Consider the following 21,263-nt stretch of genomic DNA (forward strand, 5'->3'; position numbering starts at 1 on the left):
GGCCTTTTTACGTTTGGATCAAAAGAAAAGGGCGGTTTGAAACCGCCCTTTGTCATTGGGAAAGCCGTTAATCGCTTTGCAGTTCGGCTATCCGCTACTTATTCCTCTTCGTCGTCGCCATCGAATTCGATGAGCGCGACTTCACCGGTCAGTGCTGTCTGCCAGGCACTCTTGTGTGGCTCTTCTTCCGGTTCTTCGGTGATTGTGCCCATCTCAACCAGCTCGGCTTCGTGATAGCCTTCTTCGGCGAGGATTGCGAGAACCGTCTGAACGAGATCTTCATCGTCGCCGGATTTCAGAAGAATATGGACTTCGATCGATTCCTCTTCACCTTCGTTCCAGACGTCGGCGATCACCAGATGGACAACCGGCGAATCGTTCTCTGTGGATGTGGGGGTGGATGACATTGAGAATTCCTTAATATTGTGTTGTTTTTCGACTCGGATATGCTTCAATAGCGGCTGTTGGGGCCTTATGCTATGCTGGCACATGAAAATGACAGTTTTGCCGCGAAATAATCGCGATAGGCTGCTGAATGCGGCGCAATAACCTGTCCGGCAGGCACCAAAACGCGGCTTTGCGGCCTTTTGGTAAAGAAACTTAATGTCCTGCCCTTGACGAAACGCCCACAAACACGTATCAGCAGCCCATCTGAGCCGATGTGAGGCTGGCATTTTCGGAGCGACGCGCTCTGGAGTTCGCCTCAAACAGGGTTCGTTTTACGATCGAAATGCAACTTGCCGTTCGCATGAAGCTTTTGCTTCCTCTGCTTTTGTTCGGGGTGGCCGCTGATGGAGTGGCTGGTCCCGAATTTGTGCATGAGCACTCCGGTGAAACGGCCCTTATTGGGCGCCGATACGAGATTTTTTATAGAGGAAGGTTCAATGCCTACCGTAAACCAGTTGATCCGCAAGCCGCGTACTGCACCGGTAAAGCGTAATAAGGTTCCTGCTCTGCAGGCAAACCCACAGAAGCGCGGCGTTTGCACCCGTGTTTATACGACAACCCCTAAGAAGCCGAACTCGGCTCTTCGTAAGGTTGCCAAGATCCGTCTGACCAATGGCTTTGAAGTCATCGGTTACATTCCGGGTGAAGGCCACAACCTTCAGGAGCACTCCGTGGTTATGATCCGCGGCGGCCGCGTCAAGGATTTGCCGGGTGTGCGTTATCACATCATCCGCGGCGTACTTGATACCCAGGGTGTTAAGAACCGCAAGCAGCGTCGTTCCAAGTACGGTGCAAAGCGTCCTAAGTAAGAATTTTCCGGGGATACCGGCCGCCAGAATGGCGAGTTGAGCCCGATGTAATTGAAAGAATGAGACGAAATGTCCAGACGCCATAAAGCAGAAAAGCGTGAGATTAATCCGGATCCAAAGTTCGGTGATCTCGTTATCACGAAGTTCATGAATGCAGTTATGCTTCATGGCAAGAAGTCGGTTGCTGAAAGCATCGTATATGGTGCGCTTGAAGCAATCGAAGCCAAGGCGAAGTCAGAGCCGGTCGCGCTGTTCCATCAGGCGCTCGACAATGTTGCTCCGCATGTTGAAGTCCGGTCGCGCCGCGTTGGTGGTGCAACCTATCAGGTTCCGGTCGATGTGCGTTCAGAACGCCGCCAGGCACTTGCCATCCGCTGGCTGATCAATGCAGCTCGTGGTCGCAACGAAACAACGATGGTTGACCGTCTGTCCGGCGAATTGCTGGATGCGGCAAACAACCGTGGTTCCGCTGTCAAGAAGCGTGAAGACACGCATCGCATGGCAGAAGCCAACCGCGCGTTCTCGCATTACCGCTGGTAATCGTCGAACCCTATTCAAAGAGCAAAAACATGGCCCGCGAATATAAAATCGAAGACTACCGCAATTTCGGTATTATGGCTCACATCGACGCCGGTAAGACGACGATGACCGAGCGTATCCTGTTCTATACCGGTAAGAACCACAAGATTGGTGAAACCCATGATGGCGCGTCCACCATGGACTGGATGGAGCAGGAGCAGGAACGCGGTATCACCATCACGTCCGCTGCTACGACCACGTTCTGGCAGGGGCAGGATGGCAAGAAGCGCCGCTTCAACATCATCGACACCCCGGGCCACGTTGACTTCACGATTGAAGTTGAGCGTTCGCTCCGCGTTCTCGATGGCGCAATCGCTCTTCTCGATGCGAATGCTGGTGTTGAGCCGCAGACTGAAACTGTATGGCGTCAGGCTGAGAAGTACCACGTTCCACGTATGGTTTTCGTCAACAAGATGGACAAGATCGGTGCTGACTTCTACCGTTGCGTAGAAATGGTTGGCTCGCGTCTTGGTGCAGTCGCTCTTCCAGTTCAGCTGCCAATCGGTGCTGAAAACGAGTTTGAAGGCGTTATCGACCTTATCGAAATGAAGGCCCTGACTTGGGATGGCACAATCGGCGCATCTGCGACCGTTGGTGAAATTCCTGCAGACCTTAAGGATAAGGCTGAAGAATACCGCGAAAAGCTCATTGAGCTGGCAGTGGAAATCGATGAAGCTGCAATGGAAGCTTACCTCGAAGGCAACATGCCTACGAATGATGAGCTGCGTGCACTGATCCGCAAGGGCACCATCGACGTTAAGTTCCATCCTGTTCTTTGCGGTACAGCGTTTAAGAACCGTGGCATTCAGCCGCTTCTCGACGCTGTTGTTTCGTTCCTTCCTGCGCCGACCGATGTTCCTGCGATTAAGGGCATCGACGTTAAGACGGAAACCGAAACGACCCGTGAATCTTCGGATGAAGCACCACTTTCGATGCTCGCATTCAAGATCATGAACGATCCGTTCGTTGGTTCGCTGACATTCGCTCGTATCTATTCGGGCAAGCTGACCAAGGGCATTTCGCTCGAAAACACCGTTAAGGGCAAGCGTGAGCGTATCGGCCGTATGCTGCAGATGCACTCCAACTCACGTGAAGACATCGAAGAAGCTTTCGCAGGCGACATCGTTGCTCTGGCTGGCCTCAAGGAAACCACAACAGGTGATACGCTCTGCGATCCACTGAAGCCGGTTATTCTTGAACGCATGGAATTCCCTGATCCGGTTATCGAAATCGCGATTGAACCTAAGACCAAGGCCGACCAGGAAAAGATGGGCATTGCGCTCAACCGTCTGGCTGCTGAAGATCCTTCGTTCCGCGTTAAGTCTGATGAAGAATCCGGCCAGACGATCATCGCTGGCATGGGCGAACTTCATCTCGACATTCTCGTCGACCGCATGAAGCGTGAGTTCAAGGTAGAAGCAAATGTCGGCGCGCCGCAGGTTGCTTATCGTGAATCGATCACACGTCAGGCTGAAATCGATTACACCCACAAAAAGCAGTCGGGTGGTTCGGGTCAGTTTGCGCGCGTCAAGATCATCTTCGAACCGCATGAAGGCGATGACTTCATCTTCGAATCCAAGATCGTTGGCGGTGCTGTTCCTAAGGAATACATCCCTGGCGTTCAGAAGGGTATCGAAAGCGTCATGGGTGCGGGTCCGCTTGCTGGCTTCCCAATGCTCGGCGTGAAGGCAACCCTGATCGACGGTGCATACCACGATGTTGACTCTTCGGTTCTCGCCTTCGAAATCGCTGCCCGTGCAGCGTTCCGTGAAGGTGCACAGAAGGCTGGCGCACAGCTTCTTGAGCCAATCATGAAGGTTGAAGTGGTAACGCCTGAAGATTACGTCGGTGACGTAATTGGCGATCTGAATTCACGTCGTGGTCAGATCTCGGGTACGGAAGCACGTGGTATTGCGACGGTCGTCAATGCAAATGTTCCACTGGCTAACATGTTTGGTTACGTGAACAACCTGCGTTCGATGTCTCAGGGTCGTGCACAGTACACCATGCAGTTCGACCATTACGAGCCGGTTCCGACTGCGGTCGCACAGGAAATTCAGAAAAAGTTCGCGTAATCTTTGATTACGCCAAATATTAAAAGAGCCTGAGCAGGCTAGATATTAGGAGAGCTCAGATGGCAAAAAGCAAGTTTGAACGCAATAAGCCACACGTAAACATCGGCACGATTGGTCACGTTGACCATGGTAAAACGTCGCTGACCGCAGCAATTACCAAGTACTTCGGCGATTTCAAAGCGTATGACCAGATCGACGCTGCGCCAGAAGAAAAGGCACGTGGTATCACCATTTCGACATCGCATGTTGAATATGAAACTGCTGCTCGTCACTACGCACACGTCGACTGCCCAGGCCACGCTGACTATGTTAAGAACATGATCACCGGTGCTGCACAGATGGACGGCGCGATCCTGGTTGTTTCGGCCGCTGACGGTCCGATGCCACAGACCCGTGAGCACATCCTGCTCGCTCGTCAGGTTGGTGTTCCTGCGATCGTCGTGTTTCTGAACAAGTGCGATCAGGTTGACGATGCTGAACTTCTCGAACTCGTAGAGCTCGAAGTTCGTGAACTTCTCTCGAAGTACGACTTCCCAGGCGATGAAACGCCAATCATCAAGGGCTCGGCTCTTGCTGCTCTGGAAGATTCTTCGAAGGAACTCGGCGAAGACGCAATCCGCAACCTGATGGCTGCTGTTGACGATTATATCCCAACACCAGAACGTCCAGTTGATCAGCCATTCCTGATGCCAATCGAAGACGTGTTCTCGATTTCGGGTCGTGGTACTGTTGTGACCGGTCGTGTTGAACGCGGCATCATCAAGGTTGGTGAAGAAGTTGAAATCGTTGGCATCAAGGCCACCGGCAAGACGACTGTTACCGGCGTTGAAATGTTCCGCAAGCTGCTCGATCAGGGCCAGGCTGGCGATAACATTGGTGCACTGGTTCGCGGTATTGGCCGTGAAGACGTTGAACGTGGCCAGGTTCTCTGCAAGCCAGGTTCGGTTAAGCCACACACCAAGTTCAAGGCAGAAGCCTACATTCTGACCAAGGACGAAGGTGGCCGTCATACACCATTCTTCACCAACTACCGTCCACAGTTCTACTTCCGTACGACGGACGTGACCGGTGTTGTTACCCTGCCAGAAGGCACGGAAATGGTTATGCCTGGCGACAACGTTACCGTTGACGTTACGCTGATCGTGCCGATCGCAATGGAAGAGAAGCTCCGCTTCGCTATCCGTGAAGGTGGCCGTACCGTTGGTGCAGGCATCGTCGCTTCGATCATCGAGTAATTAGATTTGTGCAGGAGCGTCTCTCCGGAGGCGCTCCGCGTAACAAGGAACAGATCAAATGAACGGTCAAAACATCCGCATTCGCCTCAAGGCGTTTGATCATCGGATCCTTGACGCTTCGACGCGGGAAATCGTGTCGACTGCCAAGCGTACCGGTGCCAATGTGCGCGGACCGATCCCACTGCCAACACGGATCGAAAAGTTCACAGTAAACCGGTCGCCGCACATCGATAAGAAGAGCCGCGAACAGTTCGAGATGCGCACGCACAAGCGTCTTCTCGATATCGTTGACCCAACCCCACAGACTGTTGACGCGCTCATGAAGCTCGATCTGTCTGCCGGTGTTGATGTCGAGATCAAGCTCTAAGCGGCTTGAGGACGGAAGGAACGAACCCGATGCGTTCAGGTGTTATCGCACAAAAGCTGGGCATGACCCGCGTCTATAACGACGCCGGCGAACATGTACCAGTGACAGTTCTCCGCATGGAAGACTGCCACGTGGTCGCTCAGCGTACAGTTGAAAAGAATGGTTACACGGCTGTTCAGCTTGGCGTTGGACTTGCCAAGGTAAAGAACACAACCAAGGCTCTGCGCGGTCATTTCGCGAAGGCTGAAGTTGAGCCTAAGGCGAAAGTTGCGGAATTCCGCGTTTCTCCTGAAAACCTGCTCGAAGTCGGCGTGGAAATCACTGCCGAACATTTCGTCGCCGGCCAGAAGGTCGACGTGACGGGTACTTCGATCGGTAAAGGCTTTGCCGGTGTTATGAAGCGTCATAACTTTGCTGGTCATCGTGCATCGCACGGTAACTCAGTGACCCACCGCGCTCACGGCTCGACCGGTCAGCGTCAGGATCCAGGTAAAGTATTTAAAGGCAAGAAGATGGCCGGTCACATGGGTCAGACCCGTGTAACCACGCAGAATATCGAAGTCGTTTCGACTGATCTCGATCGCGGCCTTATCCTTGTCCGCGGTGCAGTTCCTGGCTCAAAGGGTGCATGGATCTACGTTCGCGACGCCGTAAAGGTTTCGCTGCCTGATAATGCTCCCAAGCCAGCTGGTTTGCGCCAAGCAGCACAGGCCAAGGTAGAAGCTGCTGTAGTTTCTGAAACTGCAGCGACTGAGGGAGCCGAATAATGGATCTCACAATTACAACCCTTGAAGGCAAGGATGCCGGCCAGGTCAAGTTGAACGAAGCTATCTTCGGTCTTGATCCACGCGACGACATTCTCCAGCGCGTCGTGCGCTGGCAGCTGGCTCGCCGCCAGCAGGGCTCTCACGATGCCAAGGGCCGCAGCGACATCAGCCGCACCGGTTCGAAGATGTATAAGCAGAAGGGTACGGGTCGCGCTCGTCACCATTCGGCTCGTGCACCGCAGTTCCGCGGCGGTGGTCAGGCTCACGGACCGGTTGTCCGTACGCATGATCATGATCTGCCAAAGAAGGTTCGCGCTCTCGGCTTGCGTCACGCTCTGTCGGCTAAGGCAAAGGCATCTGACCTGATCATCATCGATGATCTGGCAGCGTCTGAAGCCAAGACAAAGCAGCTTGTGTCGCAGTTCGCAAAGCTCGGTCTCGAAAATGCACTTCTTATCGGTGGTGCAGAGCTCGACGTGAACTTCCAGCGCGCTGCTTCGAACATCCCGAACATCGACGTTCTGCCAGTACAGGGCATCAATGTTTACGACATCCTGCGTCGTGGCAAGCTCGTGCTTTCCAAGGCAGCTGTCGAAGCACTCGAGGAGCGTTTTAAATGACCGATCTTCGCCATTATGACGTGATCGTCAGCCCAGTCATCACCGAGAAGTCGACCCTTGTTTCCGAACATAATCAGGTCGTCTTCAACGTAGCCCGCAAGGCGACGAAGCCGGAAATCAAGGCTGCAATCGAAGCGCTCTTCGGCGTCAAGGTTAAGGCTGTAAACACCACTGTGCGCAAAGGCAAAGTGAAGCGGTTCCGCGGCATTGTCGGGCGCCAGAGCGATGTCAAGAAAGCGATCGTAACTTTGGCTGAAGGTCAGAGCATCGACGTTTCGACAGGTCTCTGAGAGGCCATGGAGTAAAGACAATGGCACTCAAGCACTTTAATCCGATCACACCAGGCCAGCGTCAGCTGGTCATCGTGGACCGTTCGGAACTCTACAAGGGCAAGCCGGTCAAGTCATTGACCGAAGGTTTGTCCAAGAAGGGTGGCCGTAACAACACCGGTCGTATCACTGTCCGCTTTCAGGGCGGCGGTCACAAGCGTTCTTATCGTTTCATCGACTTCAAGCGTCGTAAGCATGATGTCGTAGCGACTGTAGAACGTCTGGAATACGATCCAAACCGCACCGCGTTTATCGCGTTGATCCGCTACGAAGACAGCGAGCTGAGCTACATTCTGGCTCCGCAGCGTCTGGCAGTTGGTGACAAGGTCATTTCCGGCCAGTCCGTCGACGTCAAGCCAGGCAATGCAATGCCGCTGTCGTCGATGCCAGTTGGTACCATTATCCACAATGTGGAAATGAAACCGGGCAAGGGCGGTCAGATTGCACGCTCGGCTGGTGCTTATGCACAGCTCGTCGGTCGCGATCAGGGCATGGCTATCCTGCGTCTGAACTCGGGCGAACAGCGTCTGGTTTCGGGTGCATGCTTTGCAACGGTTGGTGCAGTATCCAATCCAGAGCACAGCAACATCAATGACGGCAAGGCCGGTCGTTCGGTTTGGCGCGGTAAGCGTCCACACGTTCGCGGCGTTGCCATGAACCCAGTTGACCACCCGCATGGTGGTGGTGAAGGCCGCACTTCTGGTGGTCGTCATCCGGTCACGCCTTGGGGCAAGCCTACGAAGGGTAAAAAGACCCGTTCGAACAAGGCGACCGATAAGTTCATCATGCGTTCGCGTCATCAGCGCAAGAAGTAAGAGAGGTAGTCTGAAGTGGCTCGTTCAGTTTGGAAAGGTCCGTTCGTCGATGGCTATCTTCTCAAGAAAGCTGAGAAGGTACGCGAGGGCGGTCGTAATGAAGTTATCAAGATGTGGAGCCGTCGCTCCACGATCTTGCCGCAGTTCGTTGGCCTGACCTTCGGTGTTTATAACGGCAACAAGCATGTGCCGGTATCGATCTCCGAAGAAATGGTTGGACATAAGTTCGGTGAATTCGCGCCGACGCGTACCTATTACGGTCACGGCGCGGACAAGAAGTCAAAGAGGAAGTAACAGATGGGCAAGGCCAAGGCTCCCCGCCAGCTTAAGGATAACGAGGCGAAAGCCGTCGCCCGTACGCTTCGCGTCAGCCCGCAGAAGCTTAATCTTGTCGCGGCACTTATTCGCGGCAAGAAAGTTAACGCGGCACTTGCTGATCTGACGTTCTCGCGCAAGCGGATCGCGGAAACAGTGAAAAAGACGCTCGAATCGGCTATCGCCAACGCAGAGAACAATCATGATCTCGATGTTGACGCGCTGATCGTTGCTGAAGCTTATGTTGGCAAATCAATTGTCATGAAGCGTTTCCACGTTCGTGGACGTGGTAAGGCAAGCCGCATCGAAAAGCCGTTTTCGCATCTCACCATTGTTGTCCGCGAAGTTGCGGAAAAAGGGGAGGCCGCATAATGGGCCAGAAGATTAATCCGATCGGTTTTCGTCTCGGCATTAACCGCACTTGGGATTCGCGTTGGTACGCAAATACCGGTGAATACGGCAAGCTGTTGCATGAAGATGTCAAGATCCGTGAGTATCTTAAGAGCGAACTCAAGCAGGCTGCGATTTCCAAGATCGTAATCGAGCGTCCGCACAAGAAGTGCCGCGTGACGATTCACTCGGCTCGTCCGGGTATCATCATCGGCAAGAAGGGTGCAGACATCGAAAAGCTTCGCAAGAAGCTTTCCGAGATGACGAATTCCGATACGTCGCTCAACATTGTTGAAGTGCGTAAGCCGGAAGTCGACGCGACGCTCATTGCTCAGTCGATCGCTCAGCAGCTCGAACGCCGTGTGGCATTCCGTCGCGCCATGAAGCGTGCCGTTCAGTCGGCAATGCGTCTCGGTGCTGAAGGTATCCGTATCAACTGCTCCGGTCGTCTGGGCGGCGCTGAAATCGCACGTATGGAATGGTATCGCGAAGGTCGCGTTCCGCTTCACACGCTGCGTGCTGATATCGACTACGGTACAGCAGAAGCGCAGACCGCTTACGGCATCTGCGGCGTGAAGGTTTGGGTATTCAAGGGCGAGATCCTTGAGCATGACCCAATGGCTTCCGAACGTCGTGCGGTTGAGGGTGACAATCAGGGTTCCCAGCAGAACCGCCGCCGCGAAAACGCTTAAAAAGCGGGCCGCGGGCGAGAAAATTGGAGTAGAGAACAATGATGCAGCCAAAGCGCACCAAGTTCCGTAAGCAGTTCAAGGGCCGTATTCACGGCAACTCGAAGGGCGGTACGGATCTTAATTTCGGTGCATTCGGTTTGAAGGCCGTTGAGCCTGACCGCGTCACAGCACGACAGATCGAAGCGGCTCGCCGCGCGATCACCCGTCACATGAAACGTGCGGGCCGTGTATGGATCCGAATCTTCCCGGATCTGCCAGTTACATCGAAGCCTACCGAAGTCCGTATGGGTAAAGGTAAGGGTTCAGTTGACTACTGGGCATGCCGCGTGGCACCAGGCCGCGTAATGTTTGAGCTTGACGGCGTACCCGAAGATGTGGCACGCGAAGCCTTAAGACTCGGCGCTGCAAAGTTGTCGGTCAAGACGCGCTTCATTCAGCGCATCGCAGAGTAAGAGAGGCAGTCATGAAAGCCGCAGACGTTCGGGCGAAAAGCCTCGATCAGATCAACGATGAGTTGGGCGCCCTGAAGAAAGAGCAGTTTAATCTGCGCTTCCAGAAGGCAACCGGTCAGCTCGAAAAAACCGCGCGCGTGAAACAGGTTCGCCGTGACATTGCGCGTATTAAGACCATCGCCCGCCAGAAGGCGGCCGAAAGCAAGGCATAAGGAACAAGTATAATGCCTAAACGCGTTCTGCAGGGCGTTGTCGTCAGCGACAAAAACGATAAGACTGTTGTGGTTAAGGTAGAGCGTCGCTATTCGCACCCGCTCCTCCAGAAGACCATTCGCCAGTCTAAGAAGTATAAGGCGCATGACGAAAACAACCAGTTCAAGATTGGTGATCAGGTTTCTATTGAAGAATCCAAGCCAATTTCGAAGGACAAACGCTGGGTCGTTCTTTCGAACGTAACAGCGGGCTAAATTACAAACACGCAGCTTAGGTAGGGCAGGAGCCCTTAACCAGCTGAAGGAAAAGAAGGCGGCCAGTCATGATTCAGATGCAAACAAACCTCGACGTGGCGGATAACTCCGGCGCACGTCGTGTCATGTGCATCAAGGTGCTGGGCGGCTCGAAGCGGCGTTATGCTTCCGTGGGCGACATCATTGTGGTGTCGATCAAGGAAGCTATTCCGCGCGGCCGCGTCAAAAAAGGTGATGTGATGAAGGCGGTAGTCGTACGGACTGCCAAGGACATCCGTCGCGCAGATGGCAGCGTTATTCGTTTTGATAACAACGCAGCCGTTCTCATCGATAACAAGAAAGAGCCTATCGGCACACGTATCTTCGGACCGGTTCCACGCGAACTTCGCGCTAAGAGCCACATGAAGATCATCTCGCTGGCTCCGGAAGTTCTGTAAGGAAGCAAGACGATGCAAAAGATTCGCAAAGGCGACAGCGTTGTCGTGCTGTCCGGTAAGGACAAGGGCCGTAAGGGCGAAGTTCTTCAGGTTATGCCAAAGGATGACAAAGCTGTCGTCCGCGGCATTAATGTTGTAAAGCGTCACCAGCGTCAGACACAGACTCAGGAAGCCGGCATCATTTCGAAAGAAGCGCCGATCCATTTGTCTAACCTGGCAGTTGCTGATCCAAAAGATGGCAAGCCAACCCGCGTTGGTTTCCGTATTGAAGACGGCAAGAAGGTTCGCGTTGCAAAGCGTTCGGGAGCGGTGATCTGATGTCTGAAGCTAAGGCACTTCCACGCTTCAAGAAGATTTATCAGGACACGATCCGTAAAGCTCTTCTTGAAGAATTCAAATATGACAACGAGATGCAGATTCCACGCATCACCAAAGTTGTCCTGAATATGGGTGTAGGCGAAGCAACTGCTGACTCGAAAAAGCCAACGGTTGCAGCTGCTGATCTCAGCCTGATTGCTGGTCAGAAGGCTGTCGTTACGCGCGCCCGTAATTCGATTGCAACTTTTAAGTTGCGCGAAGACATGCCAATCGGTACGAAGGTCACTCTTCGTGCGGATCGCATGTACGAATTTCTTGATCGTCTGGTTACGATTGCGCTTCCGCGCGTTCGCGACTTCCGCGGTCTGAATCCGAAAAGCTTTGACGGTCGTGGCAACTTTGCCATGGGTGTTAAGGAACACATCGTGTTTCCAGAAATCAACTACGATAAAGTTGATCAGATCTGGGGCATGGACATCATCGTTTGCACGACCGCAAAAACGGATGATGAAGCCCGCGCTCTTCTGCGCGCCTTCAACTTCCCGTTCCGGCAGTAACGGCAAGCGTAGCGAGGTATAATAATATGGCCAAGACTAGCGCAGTCGAAAACAATAAGCGCCGCGAAAAGTTGGTTAAGCGTCATGCTGAAAAGCGTGCACGTCTGAAGGCGATCGTTATGGATCAGAGCCTTCCGCTGGATGAGCGTTTCCGCGCTACTATTCAGCTCGCCGAACTACCGCGCAATTCCGCTAAGGTTCGTATTCGCAATCGTTGCGAAGTTTCGGGTCGTCCGCGTGGTTATTACCGTAAACTGAAGATGTCGCGTATTGCGCTTCGCCAGTTGGGTTCGCTCGGACAGGTTCCGGGCATAGTTAAGTCGAGCTGGTAAGGAGTAGCATATGTCTGTGTCAGATCCTATCGGCGATATGCTGACCCGTATTCGTAACGCAGTAGGCCGCAAGAAGACCAAGGTTTCGACCCCGGCTTCGAAGCTTCGTGCTCGCGTTCTGGATGTTCTTCAGTCTGAGGGTTACATCCGCGGATACACGCAGAGTGAATTCGTGAACGGCAAGGCCGAGATCGAAATCGAACTCAAGTACTATGAAGGCGTTCCAGTCATTCGTGAACTGACCCGCGTTTCGAAGCCAGGCCGTCGCGTTTACGTGTCGGTCAAGTCGATCCCGCAGGTTGCGAATGGTCTTGGCATCTCGATCTTGTCCACACCTAAGGGTGTAATGGCGGATCATGAAGCCCGTGAACAAAACGTTGGTGGTGAGCTGCTCTGCCGCATCTTCTGATGCGGCTGACAGTGAACAGATAGAAGACAGGTATAAAAATGTCTCGTATCGGTAAAAAACCCGTGCCGGTCCCGGCAGGCGTGACCGCCAGTGTTGATGGGCAGATCGTCAAGGCTAAGGGCGCGAAGGGCGAATTGTCTTTCGTGGTGCACGATGAAGTTCTGGTTAAGCTCGAAGACGGCGCTGTAAGCGTTGATCCTCGTGACCAGTCTAAAGAAGCCCGCTCCAAGTGGGGCATGTCGCGTTCGATGATCGAAAACATCTTCGAAGGCGTCAACAAGGGCTTTGAAAAGAAGCTTGAGATCAGCGGCGTTGGTTATCGTGCTGCTATGCAGGGCAAGAATGTCCAGCTGTCTCTCGGCTTTTCTCACGAAGTTATCTATGACGTGCCTGCTGGCATCACTGTTGCTGTTCCTAAGCCGACGGAAATCGTCGTCACTGGTATCGATAAGCAGCAGGTCGGTCAGGTTGCGGCTGAGATCCGTGAATATCGCGGCCCCGAGCCTTATAAGGGCAAGGGCGTCAAGTATGCTGGCGAAAAAATCGTCCGCAAAGAAGGCAAGAAGAAGTAAGGGAAGCGCGTCATGGCATCGCCAAAAGAAACTTTGCAGCGTCGCGCTGCTCGTGTACGCCGTCAGGTCAAGGCTGTTGCAAACGGCCGTCCACGTCTCAGCGTGCACCGCTCTTCCAAGAACATCTACGTTCAGGTTATCGACGACGTTCGCGGTGTAACCATCGCTGCCGCTTCGACCCTGGATGGCGATCTGAAGGGCAAGCTCAAGACTGGCGCCGATTCCGCAGCAGCTGCTGCAGTTGGCAAGCTGGTTGCTGAGCGTGCCGTAAAAGCAGGCGTCAACGAAGTAGTGTTCGACCGTGGTGCATTTATTTACCACGGCCGTGTGAAGGCTCTCGCCGAAGCAGCCCGCGAAGGCGGTCTTAGCTTCTAATAATTTTGTGCTTCCGGAAAAAAATAAAGGAATAGGATATGGCACAGAGAGAACGTAACCGCGAGGACCGCGGTCGTGAGGAGCGTGACAGCGAATTCGTTGACAAGCTCGTTCACATCAATCGCGTAGCCAAGGTTGTTAAGGGTGGCCGTCGCTTCGGTTTTGCTGCACTCGTCGTCGTTGGTGACCAGAAAGGTCGCGTCGGCTTCGGACATGGCAAGGCTCGTGAAGTGCCTGAAGCTATCCGTAAGGCAACAGAAGCTGCCAAGCGCGATATGATTTTCGTACCGCTGCGTTCGGGTCGTACACTGCATCACGATGTGCAGGGTCGTCACGGCGCTGGCAAGGTTCTGCTCCGCGCAGCCCCTGCTGGTAAGGGTATCATTGCTGGTGGTCCTATGCGTGCTGTGTTCGAAACGCTTGGCGTTCAGGACGTTGTTGCTAAGTCGCTCGGCTCATCGAACCCTTACAACATGGTTCGTGCAACCTTTGACGCTCTGAAGCATCAGATGCATCCAAAGGACATTGCTGCACAGCGCGGCATCAAGTACTCGACCCTTCAGGCTCGTCGCCATGATGTGGTCGGTTCGGAAGAATAGCCGATAGTTTGTGCCAGTCCGGTGCCATCGCACCGGATACGCCATAGACAAGGGATTTGAGTGATGGCTGAGAAGAAGGGTAAGACGGTTACGGTCGAACAGATCGGAAGCCCTATCCGTCGTCCAGCCGAACAGCGTGCTACGCTGATCGGACTCGGACTTAACAAAATGCACCGCCGCCGCACACTGGAGGATACTCCTTCAGTTCGTGGCATGATTGCCAAGGTTCAGCATCTCGTCCGCGTTGTGGACGAGGCCTGATAACGCAGAGGATAGAGACATGAAACTCAACGATCTGCGTGACAAGCCAGGTTCAGTTAAGGCGCGCAAGCGCGTCGGCCGCGGTATCGGCTCGGGCACCGGCAAGACCGCTGGCCGCGGCGTCAAGGGACAGAAGTCCCGTTCAGGCGTAGCGATCAACGGCTTTGAAGGCGGTCAGATGCCAATCTACCGTCGCCTGCCGAAGCGTGGCTTCACCAACATCTTTGCGAAGAGCTTCAACATTGTATCGCTTGGCCGAGTTCAGGCTGCGATCGATGCGGGCAAGCTGGACGCAAAGGCAGTTGTGAACATCGATTCGCTTAAGGCTGCTGGCGTGATTCGTCGCGCTCTCGACGGTGTTCGCGTTCTTGCGGACGGCGAATTGAAGGCAAAGGTAGCTTTCGAGGTTGCTGGTGCTTCCAAGGCAGCGATCGAAAAGATCGAAAAGGCTGGCGGTAGCGTAAAGCTTCCTGAAGCTGCTGCTGAATAAAGCATCGACATAAAAATAAAAAGCGGCGGCCTTGGTGCCGCCGCTTGCACATTTATGCCAATGCGCATATCTGGGTAGGGTCTTCTTGTCCGAGCGGTCGTGAGTTGTAAAACTTGTGTCTATGGGAGTAGGGGACCGGAGACTTTTCACCGGAGAAATTTTTATGGCATCGGCTGCTGAACAGCTAGTTTCCAATCTTAATTTTTCGGCATTTTCGAAAGCTGAAGAACTCAAGAAGCGCATCTGGTTTACACTGGGCGCTTTGTTGGTGTACCGTTTTGGTACTTATATTCCGCTACCCGGCATCAATCCTGATGCGCTTGCGCAGGCATTCCAGCAGCATAGCCAGGGTGTGCTCGGACTTTTCAATATGTTTGCGGGTGGCGCGGTTGGCCGTATGGCGATCTTCGCACTCGGCATCATGCCTTATATTTCTGCCTCCATTATCGTGCAGCTTATGACGTCGGTTGTCCCGACGCTTGAAGCGCTCAAGAAGGAAGGCGAGTCAGGCCGCAAGATTATCAATCAATATACGCGTTACGGTACGGTGCTTCTGGCAATCGTGCAGGCTTATGCGATTTCGGTTGGCTTGCAGTCCGGTAATGGCATCGTTACGAATCCCGGCCCAATGTTCCTGGTTTCGTCGGTCATCACGCTTGTTGGCGGTACGATGTTCCTGATGTGGCTTGGTGAACAGATCACCGCGCGCGGCATCGGTAACGGCATTTCGCTCATCATCTTCGCGGGTATTGTCGCAAACCTGCCGCATGCTATTTCCGGTACGCTGGAACTGGGCCGCACCGGCGCACTGTCCACGGGGTTGATCCTCGGTGTTATCGTTCTGGCTGTTGCGCTGATTGCAATCATCGTTTTTGTTGAACGCGCCCAGCGCCGTCTTCTGATCCAGTATCCGAAGCGTCAGGTTGGCAATCGCATGTTCCAGGGCGATACATCGCATCTGCCACTCAAGCTCAATACTGCGGGTGTTATTCCTCCGATTTTCGCGTCTTCGCTTCTGCTGCTGCCTGCAACGGTTGCCGGCTTTGCGAACACAGCTGAAATGCCGGCATGGGGTACAACCATTCTCAATGCTCTCGGTCATGGTCAGCCGCTCTACATGCTGTTCTATGCCGGTTTGATGGCATTCTTCTGCTTCTTTTATACGGCCATTGTGTTCAATCCCAAGGACACTGCGGACCAGCTGAAGAAGCACTCCGGCTTTATTCCGGGCATTCGTCCGGGTGAACGGACGGCTGAGTATATAGACTATGTGTTGACACGCATTACGGTTGTCGGCGCCATCTATATCGTGCTTGTCTGTCTTCTGCCGGAATTTCTGATTTCCGCGACCGGTGTACCGTTCTATCTTGGTGGTACTTCGCTGCTGATCGTGGTCAGCGTAACGCTCGATACGGTTGCGCAAATTCAGGGACATCTTGTCGCCCATCAGTATGAAGGGCTGATCAAGAAGTCCAAACTCAGAGGTGGGAAACGCAGTAAATGAGACTAATACTTCTTGGGCCGCCCGGAGCAGGTAAGGGGACGCAGGCTGGACTTCTTACCAAGAAGCATGGAATACCTCAGCTTTCGACTGGCGATATGCTGCGTGCAGCAGTCGCTCAGCAAAGCGAAATCGGGAAACGCGCCAAGGCTGTCATGGATGCCGGTCAGCTGGTCTCCGATGAGATTGTAAACCAGATCGTGTCAGAGCGTATTGATGCGCCGGATTGCGCAAATGGTTTCATTCTTGACGGTTATCCGCGGACTGTTCCACAGGCGCAGGCTCTTGGCGAAATGCTGACCGATAAAGGTCTCAAGCTTGATGCTGTTATTGAGCTGAAAGTGGACGAGAACGCATTGGTCAGCCGGATGGAGAGCCGTGTTGCCGATACGATTGCAAAGGGTGGTCAGGTTCGTTCTGATGACAACCCGGAAGCGTTTCGCAAGCGTCTCGTTGAATACCGTGAAAAAACGTCACCGCTTTCGGCCTATTATGCCGGTACTGGTGAGTTGCGCGTGCTCAATGGCATGGCGCCGGTAGAGGAAGTTACTGCCGAAATCGAGAGAATTCTCGTTCCGGCGTGAAGCATGCGGGCTAAGGCTCGTTTGAACGAATAGGAATTGCGGACAGAAGATCATTTGATGTTTTTCTGTCCGTTTATTGCTTCTGAAAGTTGCTTTTAATGTCTGTAACGCTGCTATGGCCGCTTTACGGACAGTTAAGAGTTGACTTTTTCGGGTGATTCCGTCAAAGACTGCGCCACTTCAATTTGTTTTGAATGGTCGGTTCTGGCGGAAATAGTAAGAGGCCGGGACCGGTCAAACAATGCTGTCTGGTTGATCGCATCATCCAGATGGATTTTTATGTAACTCAAGGAGAACAGACGTGGCACGTATCGCTGGCGTCAACATCCCGACGAACAAGCGCGTAATCATTGCGCTTCAGTACATTCACGGGATTGGACCAAAATTTGCTCGTCAGATCGTAACGAAAGTCGGCATTTCCGATGATCGTCGCGTAAATCAGCTTTCGGATGCTGAAGTCCTTCAGATCCGTGAAGCAATCGATGCTGACTACCGGGTCGAAGGTGACCTGCGTCGTGAAGTTTCGATGAACATCAAGCGCCTGATGGACCTTGGCTGCTATCGCGGTCTGCGCCATCGTCGTTCGCTGCCAGTTCGTGGCCAGCGCACGCATACCAATGCACGCACCCGTAAGGGTCCTGCAAAGGCTATCGCAGGTAAGAAGAAGTAATTTTCGGCAGAACCAATCGTTCTGCCGGGCTTGCCTGTAAAAGGGTGGGTTCGGTGCTGGTCCTTTTCAAAGGGCCGGTGTAGCCGCTGGAACTACGGCGGTGTCGAGATCGAGTTTTGAGAGGACTATCATGGCTAAGGAAGCCCAGCGTATTCGCCGTCGCGAACGCAAAAACATTTCGTCGGGCGTTGCCCACGTAAATTCGACGTTTAACAACACCATGATCACCATCACGGATGCACAGGGTAATGCGATTGCCTGGTCATCTGCGGGTGCTCAGGGTTTCAAGGGTTCGCGTAAGTCGACCCCGTTTGCCGCACAGATCGCTGCTGAAGATTGCGCCAAGAAGGCGCAGGAACATGGCATGCGCTCCCTCGAAGTCGAGGTTTGCGGACCGGGTTCTGGCCGTGAATCTGCACTGCGCGCCCTTCAGGCTGCCGGTTTCGTTATTACGTCGATTCGCGATGTTACGCCGATCCCGCACAATGGTTGCCGTCCGCGCAAGAAGCGCCGGGTCTGATTTTCGTTTATATGCTGTAAGAACCCCGGGCTTTATTGTTCGGGGTTCCTCTGCGGTTCTTCACAAGATCGCTACGATTGGATGGTAGCGACGGTTGATAGAGGAAAACCACATGATCCAGAAAAACTGGCAGGAACTGATTAAGCCGAACAAGGTGGATTTTATCACCAACGGCTCACGCACTCATGCAACCGTTGTTGCTGAACCGCTGGAACGCGGTTTCGGTTTGACGCTCGGTAACGCACTGCGTCGCGTGCTTCTGTCGTCGCTGCGCGGCGCTGCTGTCACCGCCGTTCAGATTGACGGCGTGCTGCATGAATTCTCTTCTATCCCTGGCGTCCGCGAAGACACCACGGATATCGTTCTGAACGTCAAGGAAATCGCCATCCGTATGGAAGGCGAAGGCCCGAAGCGCATGGTTGTCCGCAAGGAAGGCCCGGGCGTTGTTACGGCTGGTGACATTCAGACTGTTGGCGATGTCGAGATCCTTAACCCGGAACACGTCATCTGCACGCTGGATGAAGGCGCTGAAATCCGCATGGAATTCACTGTCAACACCGGTAAGGGCTATGTGCCTGCCGACCGTAATCGTGCGGAAGATGCTCCAATCGGTCTTATTCCGGTTGATAGCCTTTATTCGCCGATCCGCAAGGTATCGTACAAGATTGAGAACACCCGTGAAGGTCAGGTTCTCGATTATGACAAGCTGACGCTCAATATCGAAACCAATGGTTCGGTGAGCGGTGAAGATGCTGTTGCTTACGCAGCACGCATTCTTCAGGACCAGCTCGCAGTCTTCGTTAACTTCGAAGAGCCTCAGAAGGAAGCCCCGCAGGAACAAGTTGCGGAACTCGCTTTCAACCCGGCTCTGCTCAAGAAGGTCGACGAGCTCGAATTGTCTGTACGTTCGGCAAATTGCCTGAAGAACGACAACATCGTCTATATCGGCGATCTGATCCAGAAGACGGAAGCCGAGATGTTGCGGACTCCGAATTTCGGCCGCAAGTCGCTCAACGAGATCAAGGAAGTTCTGGCGTCGATGGGTCTCCATCTTGGTATGGAAATCCCAGCCTGGCCACCAGAAAACATCGAAGATCTCGCCAAGCGCTACGAAGACCAATATTAAGACCGGCATATCCCGGTACGTTACGAATTAAAGGAGAAGGCCATGCGCCACGGTAATGGACAGCGTAAGCTGAACCGCACTGCCTCGCATCGCAAGGCAATGTTCGCCAACATGGCGGCTTCGCTCATCGAGCATGAACAGATTGTGACCACGCTTCCTAAAGCTAAGGAAATCCGTCCAATCGTAGAAAAGCTTGTCACACTCGGCAAGCGCGGTGACCTGCATGCACGTCGTCAGGCGATTTCCGCCATTCGCGATGTACAGCTTGTTGCTAAGCTGTTCGACACACTTGCTACACGTTACGCAACCCGTAACGGCGGCTACATCCGTATCATGAAGGCAGGCTTCCGCACCGGTGACAATGCACCGATGGCAGTTGTCGAATTCGTTGAACGCGATGTCGATGCAAAGGGCAAGGCTGACCGCGCACGCGTTGAAGCCGAAGCTGCTGCAGAAGCAGAAGCAGCGTAATCTACGCGATGAAGCATTTAAAAAGGGCCGCCTCGAGCGGCCCTTTTGTTTTCTAAAGATATTTTGGGCAGAGCATTACAAAGCTGTAATGCTGTTGCCACAATACAGCCCTTTATACTTGGCTTGGTTGCCTCCATATTGCTTGCGAGCCTGGGAATCGGGTGTCGGAAAAGAAAACGGAGTGTGCAAATGAGTTTGCGGCGGTATGGAATTACGGGCGTTGTTCTTGTTTCAATGAGCATGTTGGCATTACCGTCATTTGCTCAGGACAATTCCGCTGCGGTTGTGGGCACGCAAATTCCACTCAGCCGCGCCGATATGCAGCTTTCTTTTGCGCCGCTTGTTAAACAGACAGCACCCGCAGTGGTCAATGTGTATGCCGCCCGTCAGGTGCAACAGCAGCAGTCTCCCTTCGCAGGTGATCCGTTTTTCGAGCAGTTTTTTGGGCAGCAGTTTGGCGGTGGCAGTCGATCAAGGACAGAGCAGTCTCTCGGATCCGGGGTGATCGTTGATGGCTCGGGTCTGGTCGTTACAAATAACCACGTCATCAAGGATGCCGACGAGATCAAGGTTGCATTGTCAGATGGCCGTCAGTTTGAAAGCAAAGTCTTGCTTCGCGACGAAACAACTGACCTTGCTGTATTGAAAATCGAGGCCAACGAAAAATTCCCTGTGGTGGCTCTTGGAAATTCTGATGACGTTGAAGTCGGTGATCTGGTTCTGGCGATCGGCAATCCGTTTGGCGTTGGACAGACGGTGACAAGTGGTATTGTTTCGGCGCAGTCCCGCACGCAGGTCGGTGTTTCGGATTTTGATTTCTTTATTCAGACCGATGCCGCAATTAACCCCGGCAATTCGGGTGGTGGATTGATTGACATGCGCGGCCGTTTGATTGGCATCAACACGGCGATTTATTCACGCTCTGGCGGTTCTGTCGGTATCGGCTTTGCAATCCCTTCGAATATGGTGCGTGCGGTTGTGGATGCAGCCCGCAGTGGCAGCTCTAGCTTCGAACGTCCATATATCGGCGCGACCTTTCAAAATATCACACCGGATGTTGCTGAAAGTCTTGGCATGGACAAGTCGTTCGGTGTGTTGGTGACAGCGGTTAATAAGGGCGGGCCGGCGGAGCAGGCGGGATTAGCCGTGGGTGACGTCGTGCTCTCGGTTCAGGGCGTGCGCGCGGACAATATTGACGTGCTCGGTTATCGTCTTTCGACGGCTGGCATTGGAAATACGGTGACACTCGACATTGCGCGCAATGGCAAGGACCGCAAAATACCGGTGAAGCTCACCAAAGAGCCGGAAGCAAAGCCGCAGCAGAAACAGACCATCAAAGGGGATAATCCCTTCGCAGGCGCGGTTGTTGAAGAACTGACGCCAGCGATGGCGTCCAAGATGCGTCTGCGTGAAGGATCACGCGGCGTGATTGTGACGAATGTCATTGCCAATTCTCAAGCAGCGCGTCTTGGTTTGCGCCAACGTGATATTATTCGCGGCATCAACGGCAATCCGATCCGTACGATCAATGATCTTGTCACAGCCCTCAACAATGGACGCGGTCTGGCATGGCGGCTTGAAGTTGAGCGTAATGGCGCGCTTATCCGCCAGTTCGTTCGCTGAACGATAGATATAGTATTTAAAGTTGCATGTCGTTTCGGGCGGGACTATGCCTGAAACGA

Annotated in this window: 33 protein-coding genes; 32 read left to right on the plus strand and 1 reads right to left on the minus strand. The window is 53.6% G+C overall.

Going from position 1 to position 21,263, the window contains the following annotated elements; all coding sequences use genetic code 11:
* Positions 1–98 precede the first annotated feature (98 nt).
* A complete protein-coding gene (locus ABE527_RS06430) occupies positions 99–407 on the minus strand; it encodes a hypothetical protein (protein ID WP_265984506.1) in 309 nt (102 codons plus the stop codon).
* Between the two features lie 477 nt (positions 408–884).
* Between ABE527_RS06430 and rpsL the strand changes: the two genes are divergently transcribed.
* The 32 genes from rpsL (at position 885) to ABE527_RS06590 (ending at position 21,204) form a co-directional block, all read left to right on the plus strand.
* The gene (rpsL, locus tag ABE527_RS06435) at positions 885–1,256 is read left to right on the plus strand and encodes a 30S ribosomal protein S12 (protein WP_006168377.1); all 372 of its coding nucleotides are present in this window, start codon (positions 885–887) and stop codon (positions 1,254–1,256) included.
* Positions 1,257–1,325: 69 nt separating this feature from the next.
* A complete protein-coding gene (gene rpsG / locus ABE527_RS06440; RefSeq protein ID WP_140904453.1) occupies positions 1,326–1,796 on the plus strand; it encodes a 30S ribosomal protein S7 in 471 nt (156 codons plus the stop codon).
* Between the two features lie 29 nt (positions 1,797–1,825).
* Complete coding sequence (gene fusA, locus ABE527_RS06445) at positions 1,826–3,910, plus strand: elongation factor G (RefSeq protein WP_265984507.1); 2,085 nt, start codon at positions 1,826–1,828, stop codon at positions 3,908–3,910.
* A 59-nt stretch (positions 3,911–3,969) separates the two neighbouring features.
* The gene (gene tuf, locus ABE527_RS06450; protein ID WP_265984508.1) at positions 3,970–5,145 is read left to right on the plus strand and encodes an elongation factor Tu; all 1,176 of its coding nucleotides are present in this window, start codon (positions 3,970–3,972) and stop codon (positions 5,143–5,145) included.
* 58 nt (positions 5,146–5,203) lie between these two features.
* Entirely contained in the window at positions 5,204–5,512 is a 309-nt protein-coding gene (gene rpsJ / locus ABE527_RS06455) for a 30S ribosomal protein S10 (protein ID WP_002964363.1), read from the plus strand.
* A gap of 29 nt (positions 5,513–5,541) precedes the next feature.
* Positions 5,542–6,279: a 50S ribosomal protein L3 gene (gene rplC, locus ABE527_RS06460; protein ID WP_265984509.1), complete on the plus strand. Its 738-nt coding sequence runs from the start codon at positions 5,542–5,544 to the stop codon at positions 6,277–6,279.
* Positions 6,279–6,899 (plus strand): 50S ribosomal protein L4, encoded by a 621-nt coding sequence (gene rplD, locus ABE527_RS06465; RefSeq protein WP_265984510.1) that lies wholly within the window; start codon positions 6,279–6,281, stop codon positions 6,897–6,899. The genes rplC and rplD overlap by 1 nt, the downstream gene beginning before the upstream one ends.
* Positions 6,896–7,189, plus strand: coding sequence for a 50S ribosomal protein L23 (locus ABE527_RS06470; protein ID WP_007875343.1), 294 nt, complete (start codon positions 6,896–6,898; stop codon positions 7,187–7,189). The genes rplD and ABE527_RS06470 overlap by 4 nt, the downstream gene beginning before the upstream one ends.
* Positions 7,190–7,209: 20 nt before the next feature.
* Positions 7,210–8,043, plus strand: coding sequence for a 50S ribosomal protein L2 (gene rplB / locus ABE527_RS06475; protein ID WP_499696454.1), 834 nt, complete (start codon positions 7,210–7,212; stop codon positions 8,041–8,043).
* A gap of 15 nt (positions 8,044–8,058) precedes the next feature.
* Positions 8,059–8,337 carry a 30S ribosomal protein S19 gene (gene rpsS, locus ABE527_RS06480; protein WP_140904458.1) on the plus strand — a complete coding sequence of 93 codons (279 nt, stop codon included), beginning with the start codon at positions 8,059–8,061 and terminating at the stop codon, positions 8,335–8,337.
* A gap of 3 nt (positions 8,338–8,340) precedes the next feature.
* Positions 8,341–8,730: a 50S ribosomal protein L22 gene (rplV, locus tag ABE527_RS06485; protein ID WP_007875336.1), complete on the plus strand. Its 390-nt coding sequence runs from the start codon at positions 8,341–8,343 to the stop codon at positions 8,728–8,730.
* Positions 8,730–9,440 (plus strand): 30S ribosomal protein S3, encoded by a 711-nt coding sequence (gene rpsC, locus ABE527_RS06490; RefSeq protein WP_024897014.1) that lies wholly within the window; start codon positions 8,730–8,732, stop codon positions 9,438–9,440. Before rplV ends, rpsC begins: the two co-directional genes overlap by 1 nt.
* A 38-nt stretch (positions 9,441–9,478) precedes the next feature.
* Positions 9,479–9,892 carry a 50S ribosomal protein L16 gene (gene rplP, locus ABE527_RS06495; RefSeq protein WP_094577441.1) on the plus strand — a complete coding sequence of 138 codons (414 nt, stop codon included), beginning with the start codon at positions 9,479–9,481 and terminating at the stop codon, positions 9,890–9,892.
* An 11-nt stretch (positions 9,893–9,903) separates the two neighbouring features.
* Positions 9,904–10,104 (plus strand): 50S ribosomal protein L29, encoded by a 201-nt coding sequence (gene rpmC, locus ABE527_RS06500; protein ID WP_024897016.1) that lies wholly within the window; start codon positions 9,904–9,906, stop codon positions 10,102–10,104.
* A 12-nt stretch (positions 10,105–10,116) separates the two neighbouring features.
* Positions 10,117–10,359: a 30S ribosomal protein S17 gene (gene rpsQ, locus ABE527_RS06505; protein WP_024897017.1), complete on the plus strand. Its 243-nt coding sequence runs from the start codon at positions 10,117–10,119 to the stop codon at positions 10,357–10,359.
* A 68-nt stretch (positions 10,360–10,427) separates the two neighbouring features.
* Entirely contained in the window at positions 10,428–10,796 is a 369-nt protein-coding gene (rplN, locus tag ABE527_RS06510; RefSeq protein ID WP_007875329.1) for a 50S ribosomal protein L14, read from the plus strand.
* A 12-nt stretch (positions 10,797–10,808) separates the two neighbouring features.
* On the plus strand, positions 10,809–11,114 hold the full coding sequence (rplX, locus tag ABE527_RS06515) for a 50S ribosomal protein L24 (RefSeq protein WP_094539757.1): 306 nt from the start codon (positions 10,809–10,811) through the stop codon (positions 11,112–11,114).
* Positions 11,114–11,671: a 50S ribosomal protein L5 gene (gene rplE / locus ABE527_RS06520; protein WP_396997065.1), complete on the plus strand. Its 558-nt coding sequence runs from the start codon at positions 11,114–11,116 to the stop codon at positions 11,669–11,671. The genes rplX and rplE overlap by 1 nt, the downstream gene beginning before the upstream one ends.
* Before the next feature lie 26 nt (positions 11,672–11,697).
* On the plus strand, positions 11,698–12,003 hold the full coding sequence (gene rpsN / locus ABE527_RS06525; protein ID WP_265984513.1) for a 30S ribosomal protein S14: 306 nt from the start codon (positions 11,698–11,700) through the stop codon (positions 12,001–12,003).
* Positions 12,004–12,013: 10 nt separating this feature from the next.
* Positions 12,014–12,412 carry a 30S ribosomal protein S8 gene (gene rpsH / locus ABE527_RS06530; protein ID WP_007875325.1) on the plus strand — a complete coding sequence of 133 codons (399 nt, stop codon included), beginning with the start codon at positions 12,014–12,016 and terminating at the stop codon, positions 12,410–12,412.
* 38 nt (positions 12,413–12,450) lie between these two features.
* Positions 12,451–12,984 carry a 50S ribosomal protein L6 gene (gene rplF / locus ABE527_RS06535; protein WP_265984514.1) on the plus strand — a complete coding sequence of 178 codons (534 nt, stop codon included), beginning with the start codon at positions 12,451–12,453 and terminating at the stop codon, positions 12,982–12,984.
* A 12-nt stretch (positions 12,985–12,996) separates the two neighbouring features.
* Positions 12,997–13,359, plus strand: coding sequence for a 50S ribosomal protein L18 (gene rplR, locus ABE527_RS06540; RefSeq protein ID WP_265984515.1), 363 nt, complete (start codon positions 12,997–12,999; stop codon positions 13,357–13,359).
* Between the two features lie 38 nt (positions 13,360–13,397).
* Positions 13,398–13,958, plus strand: a complete 561-nt coding sequence (gene rpsE / locus ABE527_RS06545) for a 30S ribosomal protein S5 (RefSeq protein WP_024897023.1) — start codon at positions 13,398–13,400, stop codon at positions 13,956–13,958.
* Between the two features lie 63 nt (positions 13,959–14,021).
* Entirely contained in the window at positions 14,022–14,219 is a 198-nt protein-coding gene (gene rpmD, locus ABE527_RS06550; protein WP_007875314.1) for a 50S ribosomal protein L30, read from the plus strand.
* A gap of 19 nt (positions 14,220–14,238) precedes the next feature.
* On the plus strand, positions 14,239–14,709 hold the full coding sequence (gene rplO / locus ABE527_RS06555) for a 50S ribosomal protein L15 (RefSeq protein ID WP_265984516.1): 471 nt from the start codon (positions 14,239–14,241) through the stop codon (positions 14,707–14,709).
* 163 nt (positions 14,710–14,872) lie between these two features.
* On the plus strand, positions 14,873–16,213 hold the full coding sequence (gene secY / locus ABE527_RS06560) for a preprotein translocase subunit SecY (protein WP_265984517.1): 1,341 nt from the start codon (positions 14,873–14,875) through the stop codon (positions 16,211–16,213).
* Positions 16,210–16,794, plus strand: a complete 585-nt coding sequence (locus ABE527_RS06565) for an adenylate kinase (protein WP_499696455.1) — start codon at positions 16,210–16,212, stop codon at positions 16,792–16,794. The genes secY and ABE527_RS06565 overlap by 4 nt, the downstream gene beginning before the upstream one ends.
* Before the next feature lie 301 nt (positions 16,795–17,095).
* On the plus strand, positions 17,096–17,464 hold the full coding sequence (gene rpsM, locus ABE527_RS06570) for a 30S ribosomal protein S13 (protein ID WP_187544612.1): 369 nt from the start codon (positions 17,096–17,098) through the stop codon (positions 17,462–17,464).
* Positions 17,465–17,594: 130 nt separating this feature from the next.
* Positions 17,595–17,984: a 30S ribosomal protein S11 gene (gene rpsK / locus ABE527_RS06575; RefSeq protein WP_024897028.1), complete on the plus strand. Its 390-nt coding sequence runs from the start codon at positions 17,595–17,597 to the stop codon at positions 17,982–17,984.
* A 112-nt stretch (positions 17,985–18,096) separates the two neighbouring features.
* Positions 18,097–19,110, plus strand: coding sequence for a DNA-directed RNA polymerase subunit alpha (locus tag ABE527_RS06580; protein WP_265984519.1), 1,014 nt, complete (start codon positions 18,097–18,099; stop codon positions 19,108–19,110).
* A gap of 42 nt (positions 19,111–19,152) precedes the next feature.
* Entirely contained in the window at positions 19,153–19,581 is a 429-nt protein-coding gene (rplQ, locus tag ABE527_RS06585; protein ID WP_095446804.1) for a 50S ribosomal protein L17, read from the plus strand.
* Between the two features lie 189 nt (positions 19,582–19,770).
* A complete protein-coding gene (locus ABE527_RS06590) occupies positions 19,771–21,204 on the plus strand; it encodes a DegQ family serine endoprotease (protein ID WP_499696456.1) in 1,434 nt (477 codons plus the stop codon).
* Positions 21,205–21,263: the final 59 nt, after the last annotated feature.

It is taken from the genome of Brucella sp. TWI432 (assembly GCF_039674445.1).
Classification (GTDB): Bacteria; Pseudomonadota; Alphaproteobacteria; order Rhizobiales; family Rhizobiaceae; genus Brucella; species Brucella chromiisoli.